Origin of the sequence: Piscinibacter sp., assembly GCF_047600445.1 — a bacterium.
Taxonomy (GTDB): Bacteria; Pseudomonadota; Gammaproteobacteria; order Burkholderiales; family Burkholderiaceae_C; genus Piscinibacter.
The window spans coordinates 2,268,712-2,289,616 of the sequence record NZ_JASGKT010000002.1 but is presented as its reverse complement, the minus strand read 5'-3'; the positions used below and the strand labels follow the sequence as shown (position 1 = coordinate 2,289,616).

The following is a 20,905-nucleotide window of genomic DNA, read 5'->3' as shown; positions in this document are numbered from 1 at the left end:
CAAGAAGGAGAGACAAGCCATGACCCGCCCCGCCGTCCTCGTCGCGCGCGCCGCCTTTCCCGACATCGTCGATCGCCTGCGCGCGCACTTCGAGGTCGAGGACAACCCGGCCGACCGCATCCACACCCCGGCCGAGCTGAGCGCGAAGCTCGCCGGCAAGGCCGGCGCCTTCATCACCGGCAGCGAGCGCATCGACGCCGCGCTGCTCGACGCCAACCCGCAGTTGCGCGCGGTGTGCAACATGGCGGTGGGCTACAACAACATCGACGTCGCCGCCTGCAACGCGCGCGGCGTGCTGGTCACCAACACGCCCGACGTGCTGACCGAGACCACCGCCGACTTCGGCTTCGCGCTGATGATGGCCGCCGCGCGGCGCATCGCCGAGAGCGAACACTACCTGCGCCGCGGCGAATGGACCCGCTGGGCCTACGACATGTTCGCCGGCGGCGACGTGCACGGCGCCACGCTGGGCATCCTCGGCATGGGCCGCATCGGCCAGGCGGTGGCGCGGCGCGGCGCGCTCGGCTTCGGCATGAAGGTGATCTATCACAACCGCAGCCGCCTCGCGAGCGAACTCGAGGCGCCGCTGGGCGCGCGCTACGTCGGCAAGGAGGCGCTGCTGCGCGAGTGCGACCACCTCGTCATCGTGGTGCCGTATTCACCGGCCAGCCATCACGCGATAGCCGCGGCCGAACTGGCGCTGATGAAGCCGACCGCGACGCTGACCAACATCGCGCGCGGCGGCGTGGTCGACGATGCCGCGCTGGCCGCCGCGCTGCGCGAGCGCCGCATCGCGGCCGCCGGGCTCGACGTGTTCGAAGGCGAGCCCAAGGTGCACCCCGACCTGCTGAGCGTGCCCAACGTCGTGCTGACGCCGCACATCGCCAGCGCGACGGTGGCGACGCGGCGCGCGATGGCCGCGCTGGCGGTCGACAACCTGATCGCCGCGCTGACCGGTGGCACGCCGCCGACGCCGGTCAATCCGCAGGTGCTGCCGCTGAAGACGGCCTGATCAGAGGAAACGCTCGAGCAGCCGCCGCGAGCGCCGGTCCAGCGCGCGCGGGTCGGGGATGCGGTAGCCGATGCCGTGGCTGTCGGTCACCAGCAGCGCGCCGCCGTCCAGGCGTCGGATGTCCTCCTCGCCCTTGAGCACCAGCCGCGCGTCGCCGCGGTCGGTGCGCACCTGCCAGGTGCTGGGCGTGGTGAAGGTCGAGACATCGACCAGGCGCTCGATCACCGGCGCGAATTCGCGCCGCGCCAGTTCCTCGTCGAGCAGCGCGCGCGCCTGCGCCGGCACGGCGGCTGGCGAGGCGATCCACAGCCGCTCGCGGCCGTCGCTGCCCACCAGCGAGATCGCGCCGCCGGGGTCGGACAGCGCAAAGGCCCGCACCGGCAGCACGCCGACGTGCAGCCCGCCTTCGGCGTCGTGCAGCACCAGGCGGCCGTGCGCGTCGCGCGTCAGGCGGATGGCGGAAAGATCGTCGCTGCTGCTCATGCCGGGCTGTGCTCCTGCTCCTCGTCGATCTGGCGCGCCTGCGCCTCGTGGAGCCGCCAGTAGGCGCCCTGGCGCGCCAGCAGCTCGTCGTGCGTGCCGACTTCCACCACGCGGCCGCGGTCCATCACCACGAGGCGGTCGGCGCGGCGCAGCGTCGACAGGCGGTGCGCGATCGCGATCGTCGTGCGCCCTTGCACCAGATTGTCGAGCGCCTTCTGGATCTCCTTCTCGGTCTCGGTGTCCACCGAGGAGGTGGCCTCGTCGAGGATCAGGATGCGCGGGTCGATCAGCAGCGCGCGTGCGATCGAGATGCGCTGGCGCTCGCCGCCCGACAGGCCCTGGCCGCGCTCGCCGACCAGCGAGTCGTAACCGTGCGGCAGGCGCAGGATGAACTCGTGCGCATGCGCGGCGCGCGCCGCGGCGACGATCTCCTCGCGCGTCGCCTCGGGCTTGCCGTAGGCGATGTTCTCGGCCACCGTGCCGAAGAACAGGAAGGGCTCCTGCAGCACCAGGCCGATGTGGCGCCGGTAGTCGGCCACGCCCAGGCGGCGCAGGTCGACGCCGTCGACCTTGACCGCGCCGTCGCTCACGTCGTAGAAGCGGCAGATCAGGTTGACCAGCGTGCTCTTGCCCGAGCCGCTGTGGCCGACCAGGCCGATCATCTCGCCGGGCTTGATGTCCAGATCGAGCCCGCGGATCACCGAGCGGCTGCCGTAGCGGAAGCCCACGCCCTGCAGTTCGAGGCGGCCCCGCAGGTGCTCGATCCTCACCGGCTGCGCCGGCTCGGGCACGTTGCTGACGTGGTCGAGGATGTCGAAGATGCGCTTGGCGCCGGCGGCCGCCTTCTGCGTCACCGAGACGATGCGGCTCATCGAGTCGAGCCGGCCGTAGAAGCGCCCGATGTAGGCGATGAAGGCGGTCAGCACGCCCACCGTGATGCGGTTGCGGCTGACCAGCCAGATGCCGAAGGCCCACACCACCAGCAGGCCGATCTCGGTGAGCAGCGAGACGGTGGGCGAGAACAGGCTCCAGGTCTTGTTGAGCCGGTCGTTGACCTCGAGGTTGTGGCGGTTGGCGCGGCGGAAGCGATCGGCCTCGCGCTTCTCCTGCGCGAAGGCCTTGACGACACGGATGCCCGGAATGGTGTCGGCCAGCACGCTGGTGACCTCGCCCCAGACGCGGTCGATCTTCTCGAAGCCGGTGCGCAGCCGGTCGCGCACCAGGTGGATCATCCAGGCGATGAAGGGCAGCGGCAGCAGCGTCACCAGCGCCAGCGAGGGGTTGATGTTGAACAGGATCACCGCCGTCATGCCGATCATCAGCACGTCGGTGGCGAAGTCGAGCGCGTGCAGCGAGAGGAACACGCAGATGCGGTCCGACTCGCTGCCGATGCGCGACATCAGGTCGCCGGTGCGCTTGCTGCCGAAGTAGTCGAGGCTCAGTTGCAGCAGGTGCTCGAAGGTGGCGGTGCGCAGGTCGGCGCCGATGCGCTCGCTGACGATCGCCAGCAGCCAGGTGCGCCACCAGCCCAGGCCCCAGGCCACCAGCGCGGCGCCGAGCAGGCCCGACAGCAGCAGCCACACCAGCGTGGTGTCGATCGCCTTGCCGTTCTGGTACGGGATCAGCACCTCGTCCATCAGCGGGATGGTCAGGTAGGGCGGCACCAGCGAGGCGGCGGTGGACACCAGCATCAGCACGAAGCCGAGCAGCAGTTGCCAGCGGTAGGGCCGGGCGAAGCGCGACAGCCGCAGCAGCACCCAGGTCGACGGCGGTGTCGGCGACTCGGCGGCGAAGTCGGTTTCTTCCTCGGCCGGCTCGTCGACTTCCCCCCCGCCGTCGGCCAGCCGGGCGCGCTGGCGCTCGAACAGCCCGAGCAGCCGCAGCGCCGCCGGGTCGGCGCCCAGCGTGTAGCGCCACAGCGCCAGGCGGGCGTGTTCGTCGTGCAGCGAGAGCTGGCCGACGCCGCCGTGGTCGGCATGCTGCAGGCTCAGCCGCGCGCTCAGCGGCCAGCTCCGCCACTGGCGCTCGCCGCCGGCGCGCGCCAGCAGGCGGCGCTCGGTCAGCACCAGCCGGCCGGCGCCGAAGCGGTCGGCGCCGTCCAGGTCAACGTCCAGGCTGGCCAGCGCGTTCTCTGCGGGCTCCAGCGGCGCGGGATCGAGCGCGGCCGCCGGATCGAGAACAGGAGACGAGTCGGAGGAGGGCATGGGTCGGAGCGGCGTGGGCGCGCGATTGTCGCGTAACGTCTGGCCCGGCCGGCACGCCGACCGACGAGCGCGAATAATCCGCTTCGCGCCGGACTGCGCCGACGCCACCCACCGATGAGCACTTTCGACGACATCCGCCTGCTGCGCGTGACCTACCTGCGCGGCCCCAACCTCTGGACTTACCGCTCCGCGCTGGAGGTCTGGCTCGATCTGGGCGAACTCGAGCAGCACCCTTCCGACAAGCTGCCCGGCTTCGTCGGGCGCCTGGTCGCCGCGCTGCCGGCGCTGGAGGAGCACCACTGCGGCGTCGGCGAGCGCGGCGGCTTCCTGCAACGGCTGAACGAAGGCACCTGGATGGGTCACGTGCTGGAGCACGTGGTCATCGAGCTGCTCAACCTCGCCGGCATGCCCACCGGCTTCGGCCAGACGCGCAGCACCTCGAAGACGGGCGTGTACCGCATGGTGTTCCGCGCCCGCGACGAGGCGGTGGCGCGCTGCGCGCTCGAACACGGCCACCGCGTGCTGATGGACGTGATCAACGCGCGCCGCGCCGACGTGGCCGCGGCGGTGGCCGCGGTGCGCGACGCGATCGACCGCGCCTACCTGGGCCCGAGCACGGCGCACATCGTCGCCTCGGCCACCGAGCGCGGCATTCCGCACCTGCGCCTGAACGAAGGCAACCTGGTGCAGCTCGGCCACGGCAGGCGCCAGCACCGCATCTGGACCGCCGAGACCGACCGCACCAGCGCGATCGCCGAAGGCATCGCGCGCGACAAGGACCTGACCAAGCGCCTGGTCGCCGCCGTCGGCGTGCCGGTGCCCGAGGGCCGCATCGCGACCAGCGCCGCGCAGGCCTGGGAGGCGGCCGAGGCGATCGGCCTGCCGGTGGCCGTCAAGCCCAGCGACGGCAACCACGGCCGCGGCGTCACGCTCGACCTCGCCACGCGCGAGCAGGTCGAAGCCGCCTGGGCGGTGGCCGAGCGGGAAGGCAGCGAGGTCATCGTCGAGCGCTACATCCCCGGCGACGAACACCGCCTGCTGGTGGTGGGCGGCCAGCTCGTCGCGGCGGCGCGCGGCGAGGCCGCCTGGGTCAGCGCCGACGGCCGCCACACGGTGGCGCAACTGGTCGAGGCCCAGCTCAACAACGACCCGCGCCGCGGCGAGACCGAAGACCATCCGCTCGGCCGCATCGACGTGCGCGAGGACGGCGCCATCGTCGTCGACCTGCGCCGCCAGGGCCTGCACGCCGACGCCGTGCCCGAGGCCGGCCGGCGCGTGCTGATCCAGCGCAACGGCAACGTGGCGATCGACTGCACCGACGAGGTCCACCCCGACTTCGCGCGCATCGCCTCGCTGGCGGCGCGCACCATCGGGCTGGACATCGCCGGCATCGACCTGGTGGCGCAGGACATCGCCCAGCCGCCGGCGCGCCAGCAGGCGGCGGTGGTGGAGGTCAACGCCGGGCCCGGGCTGCTGTCGCACCTGAAGCCGGCGGTGGGCTCGCCGCGGCCGGTGGGCAAGGCGATCGTCGACCACCTGTTCCCGCCCGGCGACGACGGCCGCATCCCCATCGTCGGCATCGCCGGCGGCGGCGACACGCGCCGTATCGCGCGGCTGGTGGCCTGGCTGCTGCAGCTCTCCGGCCGCCAGGTCGGGCTGGCCTGCCGCGCCGGCCTGTACCTCGGCACGCGCCGCGTCGACGACGGCGACGCCACCGCCGGCGCGCTCGCCGAGCGGCTGCTGCTGAACCGCGACATCGACGCCGCGGTGTTCGAGAACGACGCCGCGACCATCCTCGACCAGGGCCTGGTCTACGACCGCTGCCGCGTCGGCGTGGTGACCGACCTCGACGGCGCCGCCGCGCTCGAACGCCACGACATCCGCGACGCCGACGGCCTGCCGCGCGTGCTGCGCACGCAGATGGACGTGGTGCTCGACGACGGCTGGGGCGTGCTCAACGCCGACGACGCGCGCATCGCCGAGCTGGCGCAATACTGCGACGGCGGCGTGGTCCTGTACGCCCGCGACGCGGCGGCGCTGGCCGCGCACCGCGAGGCCGGCGGCCGCGCCGTGCTGGCGCGCGACGGCGCCATCGTGCTGTGCGAGGGCACGGCCGAGGAGGCGCTGGCGCCGCGCAGCGACACCGCCGCGCAACTGCCGGTGCTGCTGCCCGCGGTGGCGGCGGCCTGGGCCTTCGGCCTCGCGCCGGCGCTGCTGGCCGCCGGCATCGACACCTTCGACGCCCACAACGCCGTTCCCGCCGCCGCCGACCACCACTGACGATCATGGAAGTCACCCGCATCCGCGCGCTGCGCGGGCCCAACCTGTGGAGCCGGCACACGGCGATCGAGGCCATCGCGCGCTGCGACGAGCGCGAACGCGCCATCCGCCACGGCGACGCGCTCGAACTGCGGCTGCGCAAGCTGCTGCCCGAGGCGGCGCTGGTCAGCCCGCTGGTCGACGCCGACGGCGCGCCGCTGGCGCGCTGGCTCGAGCGCCTGACGCTGGCCCTGCAGGCGCGCGCCGGCTGCCAGGTGAGCTTCTCGCGCACCTCGGCGGCGCCGGAGGAGGGCGTCTACCAGATCGCCGTCGAGTACACCGAGGAGAAGGTCGGCCGCCTGGCCTTCGAGCGCGCGCAGCAACTGCTGGCCGCCGCGCTGGCCGGCGAGGCCTGCGACGCCGACGCCGCGGTGGCCGAGCTGCGCGAGATCGACGAGCACGTGCGCCTGGGGCCCAGCACCGGCTCCATCGTCAACGCCGCGCTGGCGCGCGGCGTGCCGTACCGCCGCCTCACCGAAGGCAGCCTGGTGCAGTTCGGCTGGGGCGCGCGCCAGCGCCGCATCTGGGCCGCCGAGGTCGATTCCACCGGCGCGGTGGCCGAGTCGATCGCGCAGGACAAGGACCTGACCAAGCGGCTACTCGCCGCCGCCGGCGTGCCGGTGCCGCGCGGCCGGCCGGTGAACGATCAGGAAGAAGGCTGGGCCGTCGCGCAGAGCCTCGGCCTGCCGGTGGTGGTCAAGCCGCGCGACGGCAACCAGGGCAAGGGCGTGACCGTCGACATCGCCGACCGCGAGCACTTCGAGGCCGCCTACCGCGCCGCCGACGAGATCGGCGACGTGATGGTCGAGCAGTTCCTGCCCGGCCACGACTTCCGCCTGCTGGTGGTGGGCGACAAGCTGGTGGCGGCGGCGCGGCGCGACCCGCCCTACGTGGTGGGCGACGGCCGGCACACGGTGCGCGAGCTGGTCGACAAGGTGAACCAGGACCCGCGCCGCGGCGACGGGCACGCCACCGCGCTGACGCGCATCCGCCTCGACGACATCGCGCTCTCGCGGCTGAAGCTGCAGGAGCTGACGGCCGATTCCATTCCGCCGGTCGGCCAGCGCGTGGTGCTGCGCAACAACGCCAACCTCAGCACCGGCGGCACCGCCACCGACGTGACCGACGACGTGCACCCGCAGGTGGCGGCGCGCGCCGTGGCGGCGGCGCGCATGGTGGGCCTGGAGATCTGCGGCGTCGACGTGGTGTGCGAGAGCGTCGGCGTGCCGCTCGAGCAGCAGCGCGGCGGCGTCGTCGAGGTGAACGCCGCGCCGGGCCTGCGCATGCACCTGGCGCCCAGCTTCGGCAAGCCGCGCCCGGTGGGCGAGGCGATCGTCGAACGGCTCTTCCCGGCCGGGCAGGACGGGCGCATCCCAGTGGTGGCCGTCACCGGCACCAACGGCAAGACCACGGTGACGCGGCTGATCGCGCACCTGTTCGCCGCCGCCGGGCTGAAGGTGGGCATGACCAACACCGACGGCGTGTGGGTCGACGGCCACCAGATCGACAGCGGCGACTGCAGCGGCCCGAAGAGCGCGCGCAACGTGCTGGCGCACCCCGACACCGAGGCCGCCGTGCTCGAAACCGCGCGCGGCGGCATCCTGCGCGAAGGCCTGGGCTTCGACCGCTGCCAGGTCGGCCTGGTCACCAACATGGGCGCGGGCGACCACCTCGGGCTGAACTACATCACGACGGTGGAAGACCTCGCGGTGCTCAAGCGCGTGATCGTGCAGAACGTGGCGCCGGACGGCTTCGCGGTGCTCAACGCGGCCGACCCGATCACGCTGCGCATGGCCGCGGTGTGCCCGGGCGGGGTGATCCTGTTCGCGGTCGACGGCCACCTGCCGGCGCTGGTGGCGCACCGCGCGCAGGGCGGGCGTTCGGTGTTCGTCGAAGGCGGCGACATCGTCGCGGTGGAAGGCTCGGCGCGCGCGCGGCTGCCGCTGCGCGAAGTGCCGCTGACGCGCGCCGGCACGATCTCGTTCCAGGTCGAGAACACGCTGGCCGCGGTGGCGGCCGCCTGGGGCTGCGGGCTGCCCTTCGACGCGGTGCGCAGCGGCCTGGCGAGTTTCGTCAACGACACGCAGAACGCGCCCGGGCGCTTCAACGTGCTCGACTACCGCGGCGCCACCGTGATCGCCGACTACGGCCACAACCCCGACGCGATGCGCGCGCTGGTGGCGGCGGTCGACGCGATGCCGGGCCGGCGCCGCAGCGTGGTGATCAGCGCGGCCGGCGACCGCCGCGACGAGGACATCCGCGAGCAGACGCGCATCCTCGGCGCCGCCTTCGACACCGTGCTGCTCTACCAGGACGCGGCCCAGCGCGGCCGTGGCGACGGCGAGGTGATCGCGCTGCTGCGCGACGGCCTGCAAGGCGCGCCGCGCACGCGCGAAGTCGAGGAAATTCGCGGCGAGTTCGTCGCCATCGACCGCGCGCTGGCGGCGCTGGCGCCTGGTGATTTGTGCCTGGTGCTGGTGGATCAGGTGGACGAGGCGCTGGCGCATCTGCACAAGCGCATCGCTGAAATGACGCCCCCCCCGTAGCGCCTGCGGCGCTCCCCCCCAGGGGGCGCCGCCAGCGGCCCGGCGAAGCCGGTTCCGCGGCGGCCGCGCGGTGGCGGCGAGGCATGCCACGACGGGTTCGGCAAAGGGCCGTGCGGGTCGCTCGCGGCTGCGAGCGACCCGCAGGCCCTTTGTCGCTCAAAAGCTCAGGCCGGCTTGAGCTGAGAAGCATCGAACGGCAGGCTGCGCAGCCGCTTGCCGGTGGCCGCGAAGATCGCGTTGGCAACGGCCGGTGCGATCGGCGGCGTGCCGGGTTCGCCGATGCCGCCGGGCTTCTCGCTGCTGGGCATGATGTGCACCTCGACCTTGGGCATCTCGTTCATGCGCAGCACCGGGTAGTCGTGGAAGTTGCTCTGCGCGACGCGTCCGTCCTTGAAGTCGATGCGGCCGTACAGCGCCGCCGACAGGCCGAAGACGATGCCGCCTTCGATCTGGCGCTCTATGGTCTGCGGGTTGACCGTCATGCCGCAGTCCACCGCGGCGACCACGCGCTGCACCCTGGGCGTGCCGTCGGCGCCGACGGACACCTCCGCCACCTCGGCCACGTAGCTGCCGAAGCTCTGCGCCACCGCGATGCCGCGGAACACGCCCCGCGGCGGCGGCGTGCCCCAGCCGGCCTTGCTCGCCGCGAGTTCGAGCACGGCCTTGTAGCGCGGCTGCTTGGTCAGCAGCGCGCGGCGGTACTCGAAGGGGTCGGCTTTCGCGGCGGCGGCCAGCTCGTCGATGAAGCTCTCGATGAAGAAGATGTTCTGCGAGTGCCCCACCGAGCGCCAGAACCACACCTGCGGCCCCGGCTCGGCGCGGCCGTAGGCCAGCCGCTGGTTGGCGATGTCGTAGGGGTGGTCGGCGATGCCTTCCATCGCCACCGGATCGACGCCGTTGTCGGCGAGCTTCATGAAGCCCGACGCCACCGCCAGCGACGGCGAGCCGACGCCGCACTTGAGCAGCGCCGGCCGGCCCTTGGCGTCGAGCGCGGCCTCGAACTTCGCCACCGAGGCCGGGCGGTAGTAGCCGGCGGCCATGTCGTCCTCGCGCGTGTAGATCAGCTTGACCGGCTTGCCCGAGAGCTTGGACAGCAGCGTCGCGTCGATCGTGAAGTCGGGCGCGAAGCGCCGTCCGAAGCCGCCGCCGAGCAGCAGCGTGTTGACCTTCACCCTGGCCGGCGTCACCGACGCCACCTGGCCCAGGATGCCCTGGCTGGGCCCCTGGCTCTGCGTGCCGGCCCAGATCTCCACCGTGTCGCCGCGCACCCAGGCGGTGCAGTTCAGCGGCTCCATGCAGGCGTGCGCGAGGTAGGGCGCTTCGTAGGTGGCCGTGAGCGCCGCGGCGCCGCCGGCGGCGGCGTCGTCGGGCTTGCCGGCGGCCAGCGCCACCGCGTCGGCCCGGCTCGCGGCGGCGGACAGCATCTCGCTGACCTTGGCGCTGGAGAGGTCCCTGGCCGCGCCCAGGTCCCAGTCGATCACCAGCGCGTCGCGGCCCTTCTTCGCGGCCCAGTAGCCGTCGGCCAGCACCGCCACGCCGTGCGGAATGGTGATGACCTGGCGCACGCCCTCGACCGCCTTGGCCTTGGCGTCGTCCAGCGCCGCCGGCTTGGCGCCGGGCTGCGGCGCGCGCGCCATCACCGCCACCAGCATGCCCGGCACGCTGGCGTCTATGCCGAACTTCGCGCTGCCGTCGAGCTTGCCCGGCGTGTCCAGGCGGTTCGTGCGCCTGCCGAGGATGCGGAAGTCCTTCGGGTCCTTCAGCTTCGGCTCGGCCGGCACCGGCAGCCGCGATGCCGCCGCCGCCAGCGCGCCGTAGGCGAGCCGCTTGCCGCTCGAATGGATCACCTGGCCGGCTTCGGTGCGGCACTCGCTCGCGTCGACCTTCCATTGCGCGGCGGCGGCGCCCACCAGCATCTCGCGCGCGGCGGCGCCGGCCTTGCGCAAGGGTTCCCAGTGCCCGCGCACCGTGGTGCTGCCGCCGGTGGCCTGCATGCCGAACATCGGGTTGTTGTAGGCCGGGTCGGCCGGCGCCTGCTGAACGCGCACGCGCTTCCAGTCGGCGTCGAGTTCCTCGGCCAGCAGCATCGGGATCGCGGTCAGCACGCCCTGGCCCATCTCGGCCGAGCCGCACATCACGGTGACGCTGCCGTCGGCGGCCAGGCGCAGCCAGGCACTGGGCGCGAAGACGGCCGGTGCGGCAGCTTCGAGCCGGCCGGGCAGCGGCAGCGCGAAGGCGATCGTCAGCGCGCCGCCGCCCTGGAGGAAGCCGCGGCGCGTGGCGCTGAGGGGGGTGGTGTGCATGCTCAGACTCCCTTCACCAGCGCGGCCGACGCATCCTTGATGGCGGCGCGGATCTGGTTGTAGGTGCCGCAGCGGCAGAGGTTGCCGCTCATCGCGGCGTCGATGTCGGCGTCGGCGGGGGCCTTCTTGTCGGCCAGCAGCGCGCAGGCGCTCATGATCTGGCCCGACTGGCAGTAGCCGCACTGCGGTACGTCCTGCTTCGCCCAGGCGGCCTGTACCGCCTTGCCGGTGCGCGTGGCGCCCACGCCTTCGATGGTGGTGATCTTCTTGCCCGCCGCGGCAGAGACCGGCGTCGAACACGAGCGCACCGGCTGGCCGTCGAGGTGCACGGTGCAGGCGCCGCACAGCGCCATGCCGCAGCCGAACTTGGTGCCGGTGAGTTGCAGGTTCTCGCGCAGCACCCACAGCAGCGGGGTGTCGGCGCCGGCGTCGACGCCGTGGGTCTTGCCGTTGACGTTCAGGGTGAGCATGGCGGGGGTCTCCTGGAGCCGGTGTGCCGTGCACGATAGCGCCGGGCGGCGTTTTGTGCAGGGCGCCGCTGTCACAATCGCCCCATGCCCGAATGGATGACCTGGCTGCTGGTGGCGCTGGCCGCGCTGAACGTCGTGCTCCTGCTGCTGCTGGTCGTGCTGCGGCCGCGCGCCGAAGACCGGCAGGGCGGCCTGCGCGAAGTGCGCAGCGAGGTGCAGGACAGCGCGCGCGGCACGCGCCAGGAGCTGTCGCAGGCGCTGGCGCTGTTCCAGCAGACGCTGCTGGCGCAGCAGGGCGACGTGGCGCGCACGCAGAACGAGCAGATCGACTCCTTCCGCACCCAGCTCGCGACCATGCAGCAGCTCGTGTCGCAGTCGCTGCAGCAGGCCGCGCAGTCGCTCGCGCAGCAGTCGCAGGCCTCGCGCGACGCGCAGGACGCCGCGCTGAAGCGCTTCGCCGACGCCTTCGGCGAGCAGGTCGCGACGGTGCGCACGAGCGTCGAGCAGCGCCTGCAGGCGATCCAGGCCGACAACGAGAAGAAGCTCGAGCAGATGCGCGCCACCGTCGACGAGAAGCTGCACGCCACGCTCGAGCAGCGCCTCGGCGAGAGCTTCAAGCAGGTGGCCGACCGGCTCGAGCAGGTGCACAAGGGCCTGGGCGAGATGCAGGGGCTGGCCAAGGACGTCGGCTCGCTGAACCGCGTGCTGACCAACGTGAAGACACGCGGCGTGTTCGGCGAGGTGCAGCTCGCCGCGCTGCTCGAACAGGTGTTCACCGCCGCCCAGTACGCGAGCAACGTCGAGACCGTGCCGGGCAGCGGCGCGCGCGTCGAGTTCGCGGTGCGGCTGCCGGGCCAGCGCGCCGACGGCGTGCCGCTGTGGCTGCCGATCGACGCCAAGTTCCCGCGCGAGGACTACGAGCGCCTGCTCGACGCGCAGGAGCGCGCCGACATGGCCGCCGCCGAGGCGGCCGGCCGGGCGATCGAGCAGCGCCTGCGCCTGGAGGCGCGCAGCATCCGCGAGAAGTACGTGGCGCCGCCGCACACCACCGAGTTCGCGATCCTGTTCGTGCCCACCGAGGGGCTGTACGCCGAGGCGCTGCGCCGCCCGGGGCTGTCCGAGGCCTTGCAGCGCGAGCACCGCGTGATGCTGACCGGCCCGACCACGCTGCTGGCCACGCTGAACAGCCTGCAGATGGGCTTTCGCACGCTGGCGCTGGAAAAGCGCAGCGCCGAGGTCTGGGAGGTGCTGGGCGCGGTCAAGACCGAGTTCGCCAAGTTCGGCGACGTGCTCGCCAGGACCAAGAAGAAGCTCGAGGAAGCCTCCAACACCATCGACGCCGCCGAGGTGCGCAGCCGTGCGATGGCGCGCCGCCTGAAGACGGTCGAGGCGGTGGGCGAGACGCGCGCGCAGGCGCTGCTGCCCGGGCTCGACGGCGCCGCCGACGAGGATGCCACCGAAGACGCCGTCTGACGTGGCCGCCGCGAACCTGGGCCGCATCCTCGCCGCGCTGATCGTCGGCCAGATCTGCCTGCACGCCTGCATGACCGGCGTGCGCATGGCCGCGCCCTTGCAGGCGCTGCGCGAGGGCCACGCGGCCTGGGTGGTGGGCGTGCTGATGGGGCTGTTCGCGGCCGCGCCGATCGTGCTGGCGCTGGCCGCCGGCCGGCTGGCCGACCGGCGCGGCTACCACCACCCGATGCGCATCGCGGTGGCGCTGACCATGCTCGGCGCCGTCGTCGCGCTGGCCGTCACCTGGCTGCCGCGCTTCACCTTCCCGGCGATGTGCGCGGCGGCGATGCTGGTCGGCGCGGGCGCCAACGTCGGCCTGATCGCGATCCAGCGCACCGCCGGCCGCCACGCCACCGACACCACCGCGCTCAAGCGCGTGTTCAGCTGGCTCGGCCTGGCGCCGGCGCTGGCCAACGTGATCGGGCCGGTGCTGGCCGGCGCGCTGATCGACCTGGGCGGTTTCCGCGCCGCCTACGCGGCGCTGCTGGTGCTGCCGCTGGGCGCGCTGGCCTGGGCGCGGCGCGTGCCGAAAGAAGCACCGCGGCCGCGCGCCAAGGACGCCGCCGCGCCGAGCGCGCGCGAGCTGCTGCGCACGCCCGGACTGCGCCGGCTGCTGCTGGTGAACTGGCTGCTCTCGTCGAGCTGGGACGTGCATGCCTTCCTGGTGCCGGTGCTGGGCCACGAGCGTGGCTTCTCGGCCTCGGCGATCGGGCTGGTGCTGGGCGTGTTCGCGCTCGCGGTGGCGGCGGTGCGGCTGGCGATCCCGCTGTTCGCGCAGCACCTGCGCGAAGGGCAGGTGCTGGCCGGCTGCATGCTGTGGACGGCCGGCGTGTTCGCGCTCTACCCGTTCGCGCGCGCGGCGTGGTGGATGGGCGTGCTGGCCGCCGCGCTGGGCCTGGCGCTGGGCGCGGTGCAGCCGATGATCATGACGACGCTGCACCAGCTCACGCCGCCCGATCGCCACGGCGAGGCGATCGCGCTGCGCTCGATGACGATCAACTTCTCCAGCGCGCTGATGCCGCTGCTGTTCGGCGCGCTCGGCTCGCTGGTGGGCGCCTCGGCGCTGTTCTGGCTGATGGGCGCGGCGGTGGGCGCCGGCAGCGTGCCGGCGCGGCGCGTGGCCGCCGTGCCGGTCAGAACCTGATCGAGCCGGGCGGCGGCGCCGGCGGCGGCTCGTCGGCCGCTCGCGGGGCGGCCGGGGCCGAGGCCGGCGCGGCCGGCCGCTCGACCAGCGGGCGCGGCGCCGCGAAGGCGTAGCCGGGCGGCAGGCGCGATTCGCGCGGGTAGCCGGCCAGGTCGAGGTAGTTGTTCCAGGTCTCGGGCGAGAAGCCCTTGAGCTGCTGCGCGCCGATGGTCAGCAGCGGCGTCTCGCGCCCGCCGCTGAGTTTCTGCAAGGCCTCGTCGTCCTCGGCGCCGCTGACCTGGCGTTCGCTGAACGGGATGCCGCGCTTGCGCAGCAGCGCGCGCCCTTCGTCGCAGGGCTCGCAGCCGCTGGCCTGCGTGTACAGCGTCACCGGGAAGCGGCCGGCGGCCTGGCGCAGTTCGAGCGGCAGCACGGCGTCGGGTTCGGCCATGCCGGTGCGCGAGTTGACCGGGCTGACGCGCCCGGCGGCGGGCGCGGGCGGCCGGTCGGTGTAGGTGACCTTGCCGTCCGGGCCGACCACCTTGTACAGCGCCAGCGCCGGCAGCGCGAGCGCGAGCGCCGCGCTGCCGAGCATCAGGCTGCGGATGCGGGGAAGGGCAATCGAGGTCATGGTCGGCTCCGGCGCGGCAGGTGCAGCGCCAATGGTAGCGAGGCGCCGGCGCAGTCCGGGCGCCGGCGTGGGCAATTGCTCACGCCGGCCGCGGCTGCGGCGGGTCGCCGGCGACCAGGCCCTGGTGGCGCAGCAGCGCGTCGATGCGCGGCTCGCGGCCGCGGAAGGCCTTGAAGCTGTCCATCGCGCCGCGGCTGCCGCCGGCTTCCAGCACGCTCTCGCGGTAGCGCCGGCCGGTGGGTGCGTCCAGCACGCTGCCGCCGGCGGCGGCTTCCTCGAAGGCGCTCCAGGCGTCGGCCGACAGCACCTCGGCCCACTTGTAGCTGTAGTAGCCGGCCGCGTAGCCGCCGGCGAAGATGTGCGAGAAGCTGTGCAGGAAGCGGTTGAACGGCGGCGTCGGCAGCAGCGCGGTCTGCGCGCGCACCTCGGCGGCCACCTGGTCGATGCGCGCCTCGCTGCCCGGCTCGGCGTGCAGCCGCATGTCGATCAGCGCGAACTCCACCTGGCGAAGCGTCTGCAGGCCGCTGTGGAAGTTCTTCGCCGCGAGCATGCGGTCGAACAGCGCGCGCGGCAGCGGCTCGCCGCTGTCGACGTGGCCGGTCAGGCGTTGCAGCACCTCCCACTCCCAGCACAGGTTCTCCATGAACTGGCTGGGCAGCTCGACCGCGTCCCACTCGACGCCGGAGATGCCCGAGACGCCGAGGTCGTCGACGCGCGTCAGCAGGTGGTGCAGGCCGTGGCCGAACTCGTGGAACAGCGTCTGCACGTCGTCGTGCGTCAGCAGCGCCGGGCGGCCGTCCAGCGGCGGCGCGAAGTTGCACACCAGGTGCGCCACCGGCGTCTGCAACTGCCGGCCCGGGCGCAGCCAGCGCTCGCGCGTGCCGTCCATCCAGGCGCCCGGGCGCTTGCCGGGCCGCGCGTGCGGGTCGAGGTAGAACTGGCCGACCAGCTCGGCCGGCGCGTCGCCGGCCTTGCCGGCGGCGGCCGGGCGCTCGATGCGGAAGAAGCGCACGCTCGGGTGCCACACCGGCGCCTCGTCGGGGCGGATGCGCACCTCGAACAGCGTCTCGACGATGCGGAACAGGCCGTCGAGCACACGTTCCTGCACGAAGTACGGCTTGATCTCCTGGTCGCTGAAGGCGTAGCGCTTCTCCTTCAGGCGTTCGCTGGCGAAGGGCATGTCCCAGGCCTGCAGGTCGGCGATGCCGAGTTCGTCGCGCGCGAAGGCGCGCAGCTCGTCGAGGTCGCGCTCGGCGCCGGGGCGGGCGCGTGCGGCGAGATCGTGCAGGAAGGCTATCACCTGCGCGGGCGACTCGGCCATCTTCGCCACCAGCGACACCTCGGCGAAGTTCGCCTTGCCCAGCAGCGCCGCTTCCTCCTGGCGCAGCGCGAGCAGCTCTTGCATCAGCGGGCCGTTGTCGAGCGCGGCCGGGCCCAGCTCGCTGGCGCGCGTCACGTAGGCGCGGTACAGCGTCTCGCGCAGCGCGCGGTTGCGCGCGTACTGCATCACCGGGAAGTAGCTCGGGAAGTGCAGCGTCAGCTTGTGGCCCTCGCGCCCCTCGGCCTGCGCGGCGGCGCGCGCGGCCTGCACCACGTCGGCCGGCACGCCGTCGAGCTCGGCCTCGCCGGCGTAGTGGGCGAAGCCGTCGGTGGCGTCGAGCACGTGCTCGGAGAAGGCGCGCGACAGCTCGGCCTGGCGCTCCTGGATCTGCGTGAAGCGCGCCTTGGCGGGGCCTTGCAGCTCGGCGCCGGAGAGCACGAAGTCGCGCACCGCGTTGCCCAGCGCCTTGCGCCGCGCCGCGCCGAGCGCGGCGGCGCCCGGCGCGGCGAGGATGGCCTTGTACTTGGCGTAGAGCCGTTCGTCGGCGCCCAGCCGGGTGTGGAATTCGGTGATGCGCGGCAGGTTCTCGCCGTAGGCGGCGCGCAGCTCGGGCGTGTCCATCACCGCGTTGAGGTGGCGCACCGCGCCCCAGCTCCGGCTCAGGCGCTCGGTGGCCACGTCGAGCACGGCCGACAGCGCGTCGTAGTCGGCCGGCGTGGCGGCGCTCACCGCCTGTTCCAGCGCCGCGTCGGCGGCGGCCAGCAGCGCGTCGACCGCGGGCGTGACGTGTTCGGCGCGGATGCGGTCCCAGGCGGGCAGCGCATCGAGGGCGAGCAGCGGGTTGTCGTTGTCGGTCATGGAGGGGCCCTCAGGCGGCGCGTTCGGCCGCTTCGATGGTGTTGACCAGCAGCATGGCGCGTGTCATCGGCCCGACGCCGCCGGGCACCGGGGTGATCCAGCCGGCCACCCGCGAGACGCCGGCGAAGTCGACGTCGCCGCATAGCCTGCCTTCGTCGTTGCGGTTCATGCCGACGTCGATGATCACCGCGCCGGGCTTGACCATGTCGGCGGTCAGGACGTTGCGCTTGCCCACCGCGGCCACCACGATGTCGGCCTGGCGCGTGTGCAACGCGAGGTCGGGCGTGGCGCTGTGGCAGATGGTCACGGTGGCGCTGGCCTGCAGCAGCATCATCGCCATCGGCTTGCCGACGATGTTGCTGCGCCCGATCACCACCGCGTGCTTGCCGCGCGGATCGCAGGCTATGGCCTCGAGCATCTTCATGCAGCCGTAGGGCGTGCAGGCCTTGAAGCCGGGCGCGCCGATCATCAGCGCGCCGGCGCTGGCGACGTGGAAGCCGTCGACGTCCTTGGCCGGCGAGATGGTCTCGATGACCTTGCCGGCGTCGATGTGCGGCGGCAGCGGCAACTGCACCAGGATGCCGTCGATCGCCGGGTCGGCGTTCAGCGCGCGGATGCGCGCCAGCAGCTCGGCTTCGGGCAGGTCGGCCGGGTGGCGGTCGAGCACCGAATGCATGCCCACGCTCTCGCAGTCGGCCACCTTGTGCTTCACGTAGACCTGCGAGGCCGGGTTGTCGCCGACCAGGATCACCGCCAGGCCGGGGCGCCGGCCCCTGGCCACCCGGGCCGCGACGCGCGCGGCGACTTCCTCGCGCGTCTTCTTCGCCAGCGCGTTGCCGTCGATCAACTGAGCGGTCATGAACGAGTGTCTCCTGAAAAACAAAGGCCGCTTCGGGAGCGGCCTGGTGAGAGTGGGCGGGGCCTCAGGGCTTGGCGGTCTGCGCGCCCAGCGCGATCTTGAGCAGGTCGGCCACGGTGTTGGCGTTGAGCTTTTCCATGATGTTGGCGCGGTGCGCCTCCACCGTCTTGATGCTGATGCCCAGGTCGTCGGCGATCTGCTTGTTCAGCCGCCCGGCGACGATGCGCTCGAGCACCTGCGCCTCGCGCGTGGTCAGGCGCGACAGCAGCGCGTCGCGGCTGGCCGCCTCCTGGTGCTGGCTGAAGGCGGTGCGCGCCTGCTCGAGCATGCGCTCGACCAGCGACAGCAGTTCCTCTTCCTTGAAGGGCTTCTCGATGAAGTCCATCGCGCCCTTCTTCATCGTCGTCACCGCCATCGGCACGTCGCCGTGCCCGGTGATGAAGACGATGGGCAGCGGGCTCTTGCGCTCCATCAGGCGGTCCTGCAGCTCGATGCCGCTCATGCCGTCCATGCGGATGTCGGCGATCAGGCAGGCCACCTCGCGCGGATCGAAGCGCGACAGGAAGGACTCGGCCGAGTCGAAGCACTTGACGCGGTAGTCCTTGCCCTCGAGCAGCCATTGCAGCGAATCGCGCACGGCCTCGTCGTCGTCGACGACGTAGACGGTGCCTTTCTTGGGGATCAGGCTCATGAAACGGCGGTCGGGTGAGAGGTCGGAAGGGCGTCGCTGCGCGTGGCATCGACCGGCAGCGTGAACGAGAACCGGCAACCCGTGACGGTGTCTCCATTGTAGAGGTTCTGCGCCTTGATCCGGCCGTGGTGGCTCTCGATGATCGAGCGGCACAGCGACAGGCCGATGCCCAGCCCGTCGGTCTTGGTCGAGAAGAATGCCTCGTACAAACGCGCGATCACCTCGTCCTTCAGGCCGGGGCCCGAGTCGGTGACCGTGAACTCGATCACGCCCCCTTCCTCGGGGGTGTGGCGCGGCACCACGCGCAGCTCGATGTTGCGGCGCTTGGGCGGCAGGCCCGCGTTGTCGATCGCCTCGGCGGCGTTCTTCACCAGGTTGAGCACCACCTGCTCGATCAGGATCGGGTCGACCATCAGCGTGGGCAGGCGCTGCGCGACGTAGGTCGACAGCGCCACGTTGCGGCGCCGCAGCTCGATGCCGGCCAGCTCGACCGCGTCCTCGACGATCTCGCGCGCCTGCGCCGGCTGGCGCTGCGGCTCGCTGCGTTTCACGAAGGCGCGGATGCGGTGGATGATCTGCCCGGCGCGCTGCGCCTGGCGCGCGGTCTTCTCGAGCGCCGCGATCAGGTCGTCCTTGCCGATCTGGTCGCCGCGCACGCGGCTGACCATGCCGTTGCAGTAGTTGGTGATCGCGGTCAACGGCTGGTTCAGCTCGTGCGCCACCGACGAGGCCATCTCGCCCATCGTCACCAGCCGGCTGGTCACCTGCGCCTTGTCGGCCTGGTGCGCCGCCAGGTTCTCGGCGTGGCGGCGCGCGCTGATGTCGGTGGCGATCAGCATCTGCGCCAGGCGGCCGTCGGTCCATTGCAGGTAGCGCGTGCGCACGTCGAACCACTTCTGCAAGGGCTCGATGAAGACCTCGCGCGAGTCGGAGCTGGCCTCGGTCAGCTCGGCGGTGGGCAGCCCGCCGAGCGACTCGATGGTGTCGCCGAACTCGCTGGCCACGAAGGGCGGCTCCTCGGCGCCGGCCAGCAGCGCGTGGCCGCGCGCGTCGGCGCCGAACCACAGCCGGTACGAGCGGTTGGCGAACAGCAGCTCGGACTGCTGCACCGACAGCACCGACACCGCCGCGTCCAGCCCCTCCAGCACGGTGGTGAAGCGTTCGTGCGAGGCCGAGAGCTGGTCGCGGATGCGCTTGGCCTCGGTGATGTTGGTCATCGAGGTCATCCAGCCGCTTTGCTGGCCCTTGGGGTCGATCAGCGGCGAGACGTACATGCGCGCGTCGAAGGTCGAGCCGTCCTTGCGCATCACCTTGACCTCGATGCCGCCGGCCGGGCTGCGCCCCAGCAGCTCCTGCTGCAAGAGGCGGGTGTTCTCCTCGTAGCGGTCGGGCGGCCAGTAGGGGAAGGGCGGGCGGCGGCCGATCAGCTCGGATTCGAGGAAGCCGGTCATCGCGCAGAAGGCCGGGTTGACGTAGGTGATGCGCCCTTCCTGGTCCATCGCGCGCATGCCGGTGAGCATGGAGTTCTCCATCGCGCGGCGGAAGTTGGTCTCGCTGACCAGCGCGTCCTGCATCTGCAGCCGGCGCCGCATGTGGCGCCAGGTGCCCAGCAGCATCCAGACGGTGAGCACCGACAGCGCGGCGACCATCCAGAACAGCGTGTTGGAGATCAGCCCGATCGAGGTGCGGTGGCCGCGGCCACGCACGAACAGGCCGTTGCCGGCCGGCGCGAGCGGCAGGTCGTGCACGATGGGCACGCGCGGCGTGCCGGCGCCCGGCACGTTGGTCACGGTGCTGGCGAGCACGCGGTCGGAGGCGTCGAGCAACTCGATGGCGTGGCGGTTCGACACCTCGGCCGGCACGAAGTAGCGCACCAGGCTTTCCACCGAGTACTCGGCCACCAGCACGCCGGCGAAGGCGGCGCGGTCGATCAGCGGCACCTGCACCTGGAACACCGCCTCGCCGGCGGCGTCGTTGAAGGGCTGCGAGTACACCGGCTGGCGCAGCTCGCGCGCGGCCTCGAAGGCGGTGTCGGGTTCGGTCGGGCGCGCTGCCGCGCCGGGGCGCTCGGGCGCCGCGCCGGTCTCGGCGCTGAAGGTGGTGGCCGAGTAGCTGGCGCGGCGCACGCGGTTGGCGCCTATCCAGCTCAGCGCGTTGATCTCCGGGCGTTCGCGCGTGAACGAGGCGGCCTGGCCGAGAAACTCTTCCTGGTCGATGCTGCGCGTGCCGATCTCGCGCGCGATGCGCACAAGCTGCTCCTGGTTCTCGATCAGGCGCAGGCGGATCTGCTGCTGGGCGATCTCGGTGTCGCGCTTGACCGCCGCCTGCTCGCGCTCCAGCTCCTCGTTGCGCAGGTACCAGAAGGCGGAAATGATCGCCGCCAGGAACAGCAGCACCGACACCAGCGGGCCCAGCGTGGCGTAGCGGTCCTGCCGCGCCGGCGACTGGCGCCGCCACCAGCGGCCGAACAGGCGTTGCGGCCAGCCCGGGGGCGTGCGCGCCGGCGCGGGGGCTTCCGAGGGTGCGTGCATCTGCGGATTATCGGCGGGCGCATTCCGCGTCACGCTGTGACA

14 protein-coding genes are annotated in these 20,905 nt (G+C 72.6%); 5 read left to right on the top strand and 9 right to left on the bottom strand.

The features are described from left to right. The first annotated feature begins 19 nt into the window (after positions 1-19). Positions 20-1,012, top strand: a complete 993-nt coding sequence (locus QM792_RS14925) for a 2-hydroxyacid dehydrogenase (protein WP_415150889.1) — start codon at positions 20-22, stop codon at positions 1,010-1,012. Here QM792_RS14925 and QM792_RS14920 read toward each other — a convergent pair whose 3' ends face one another. After that, complete coding sequence (locus QM792_RS14920) at positions 1,013-1,495, bottom strand: DUF1854 domain-containing protein (protein WP_415150888.1); 483 nt, start codon at positions 1,493-1,495, stop codon at positions 1,013-1,015. Continuing rightward, positions 1,492-3,699: an ABC transporter ATP-binding protein gene (locus tag QM792_RS14915; RefSeq protein WP_415150887.1), complete on the bottom strand. Its 2,208-nt coding sequence runs from the start codon at positions 3,697-3,699 to the stop codon at positions 1,492-1,494. Before QM792_RS14915 ends, QM792_RS14920 begins: the two co-directional genes overlap by 4 nt. A 114-nt stretch (positions 3,700-3,813) precedes the next feature. Between QM792_RS14915 and cphA (QM792_RS14910) the strand changes: the two genes are divergently transcribed. Continuing rightward, the gene (cphA, locus tag QM792_RS14910; protein WP_415150886.1) at positions 3,814-5,979 is read left to right on the top strand and encodes a cyanophycin synthetase; all 2,166 of its coding nucleotides are present in this window, start codon (positions 3,814-3,816) and stop codon (positions 5,977-5,979) included. A 5-nt stretch (positions 5,980-5,984) separates the two neighbouring features. Next, on the top strand, positions 5,985-8,564 hold the full coding sequence (gene cphA / locus QM792_RS14905) for a cyanophycin synthetase (protein WP_415150885.1): 2,580 nt from the start codon (positions 5,985-5,987) through the stop codon (positions 8,562-8,564). A 164-nt stretch (positions 8,565-8,728) separates the two neighbouring features. Here the strand turns inward: cphA (QM792_RS14905) and QM792_RS14900 are convergent, their stop codons facing one another. Both QM792_RS14900 and QM792_RS14895 read right to left on the bottom strand, forming a co-directional pair. Further along, on the bottom strand, positions 8,729-10,867 hold the full coding sequence (locus QM792_RS14900; protein ID WP_415150884.1) for a molybdopterin cofactor-binding domain-containing protein: 2,139 nt from the start codon (positions 10,865-10,867) through the stop codon (positions 8,729-8,731). 2 nt (positions 10,868-10,869) lie between these two features. After that, on the bottom strand, positions 10,870-11,337 hold the full coding sequence (locus QM792_RS14895) for a (2Fe-2S)-binding protein (protein WP_415150883.1): 468 nt from the start codon (positions 11,335-11,337) through the stop codon (positions 10,870-10,872). An 84-nt stretch (positions 11,338-11,421) separates the two neighbouring features. Here QM792_RS14895 and QM792_RS14890 point away from each other — a divergent pair, with 84 nt between their 5' ends. Further along, positions 11,422-12,810, top strand: a complete 1,389-nt coding sequence (locus QM792_RS14890) for a DNA recombination protein RmuC (protein ID WP_415150882.1) — start codon at positions 11,422-11,424, stop codon at positions 12,808-12,810. 1 nt (position 12,811) lies between these two features. Then, complete coding sequence (locus QM792_RS14885) at positions 12,812-13,993, top strand: MFS transporter (protein WP_415150881.1); 1,182 nt, start codon at positions 12,812-12,814, stop codon at positions 13,991-13,993. Here QM792_RS14885 and QM792_RS14880 read toward each other — a convergent pair. The 5 genes from QM792_RS14880 to QM792_RS14860 form a co-directional block, all read right to left on the bottom strand. Further along, the gene (locus QM792_RS14880; protein ID WP_415150880.1) at positions 13,983-14,603 is read right to left on the bottom strand and encodes a glutaredoxin family protein; all 621 of its coding nucleotides are present in this window, start codon (positions 14,601-14,603) and stop codon (positions 13,983-13,985) included. The genes QM792_RS14885 and QM792_RS14880 overlap by 11 nt on opposite strands. A gap of 79 nt (positions 14,604-14,682) precedes the next feature. Further along, on the bottom strand, positions 14,683-16,782 hold the full coding sequence (locus tag QM792_RS14875) for a M3 family metallopeptidase (protein WP_415150879.1): 2,100 nt from the start codon (positions 16,780-16,782) through the stop codon (positions 14,683-14,685). Between the two features lie 10 nt (positions 16,783-16,792). Continuing rightward, positions 16,793-17,641 (bottom strand): bifunctional methylenetetrahydrofolate dehydrogenase/methenyltetrahydrofolate cyclohydrolase FolD, encoded by an 849-nt coding sequence (gene folD / locus QM792_RS14870; protein WP_415150878.1) that lies wholly within the window; start codon positions 17,639-17,641, stop codon positions 16,793-16,795. Positions 17,642-17,705: 64 nt separating this feature from the next. Then, positions 17,706-18,332: a response regulator transcription factor gene (locus QM792_RS14865; RefSeq protein ID WP_415150877.1), complete on the bottom strand. Its 627-nt coding sequence runs from the start codon at positions 18,330-18,332 to the stop codon at positions 17,706-17,708. Beyond that, a complete protein-coding gene (locus QM792_RS14860) occupies positions 18,329-20,863 on the bottom strand; it encodes a PAS domain S-box protein (RefSeq protein ID WP_415150876.1) in 2,535 nt (844 codons plus the stop codon). The genes QM792_RS14865 and QM792_RS14860 overlap by 4 nt, the downstream gene beginning before the upstream one ends. Positions 20,864-20,905: the final 42 nt, after the last annotated feature.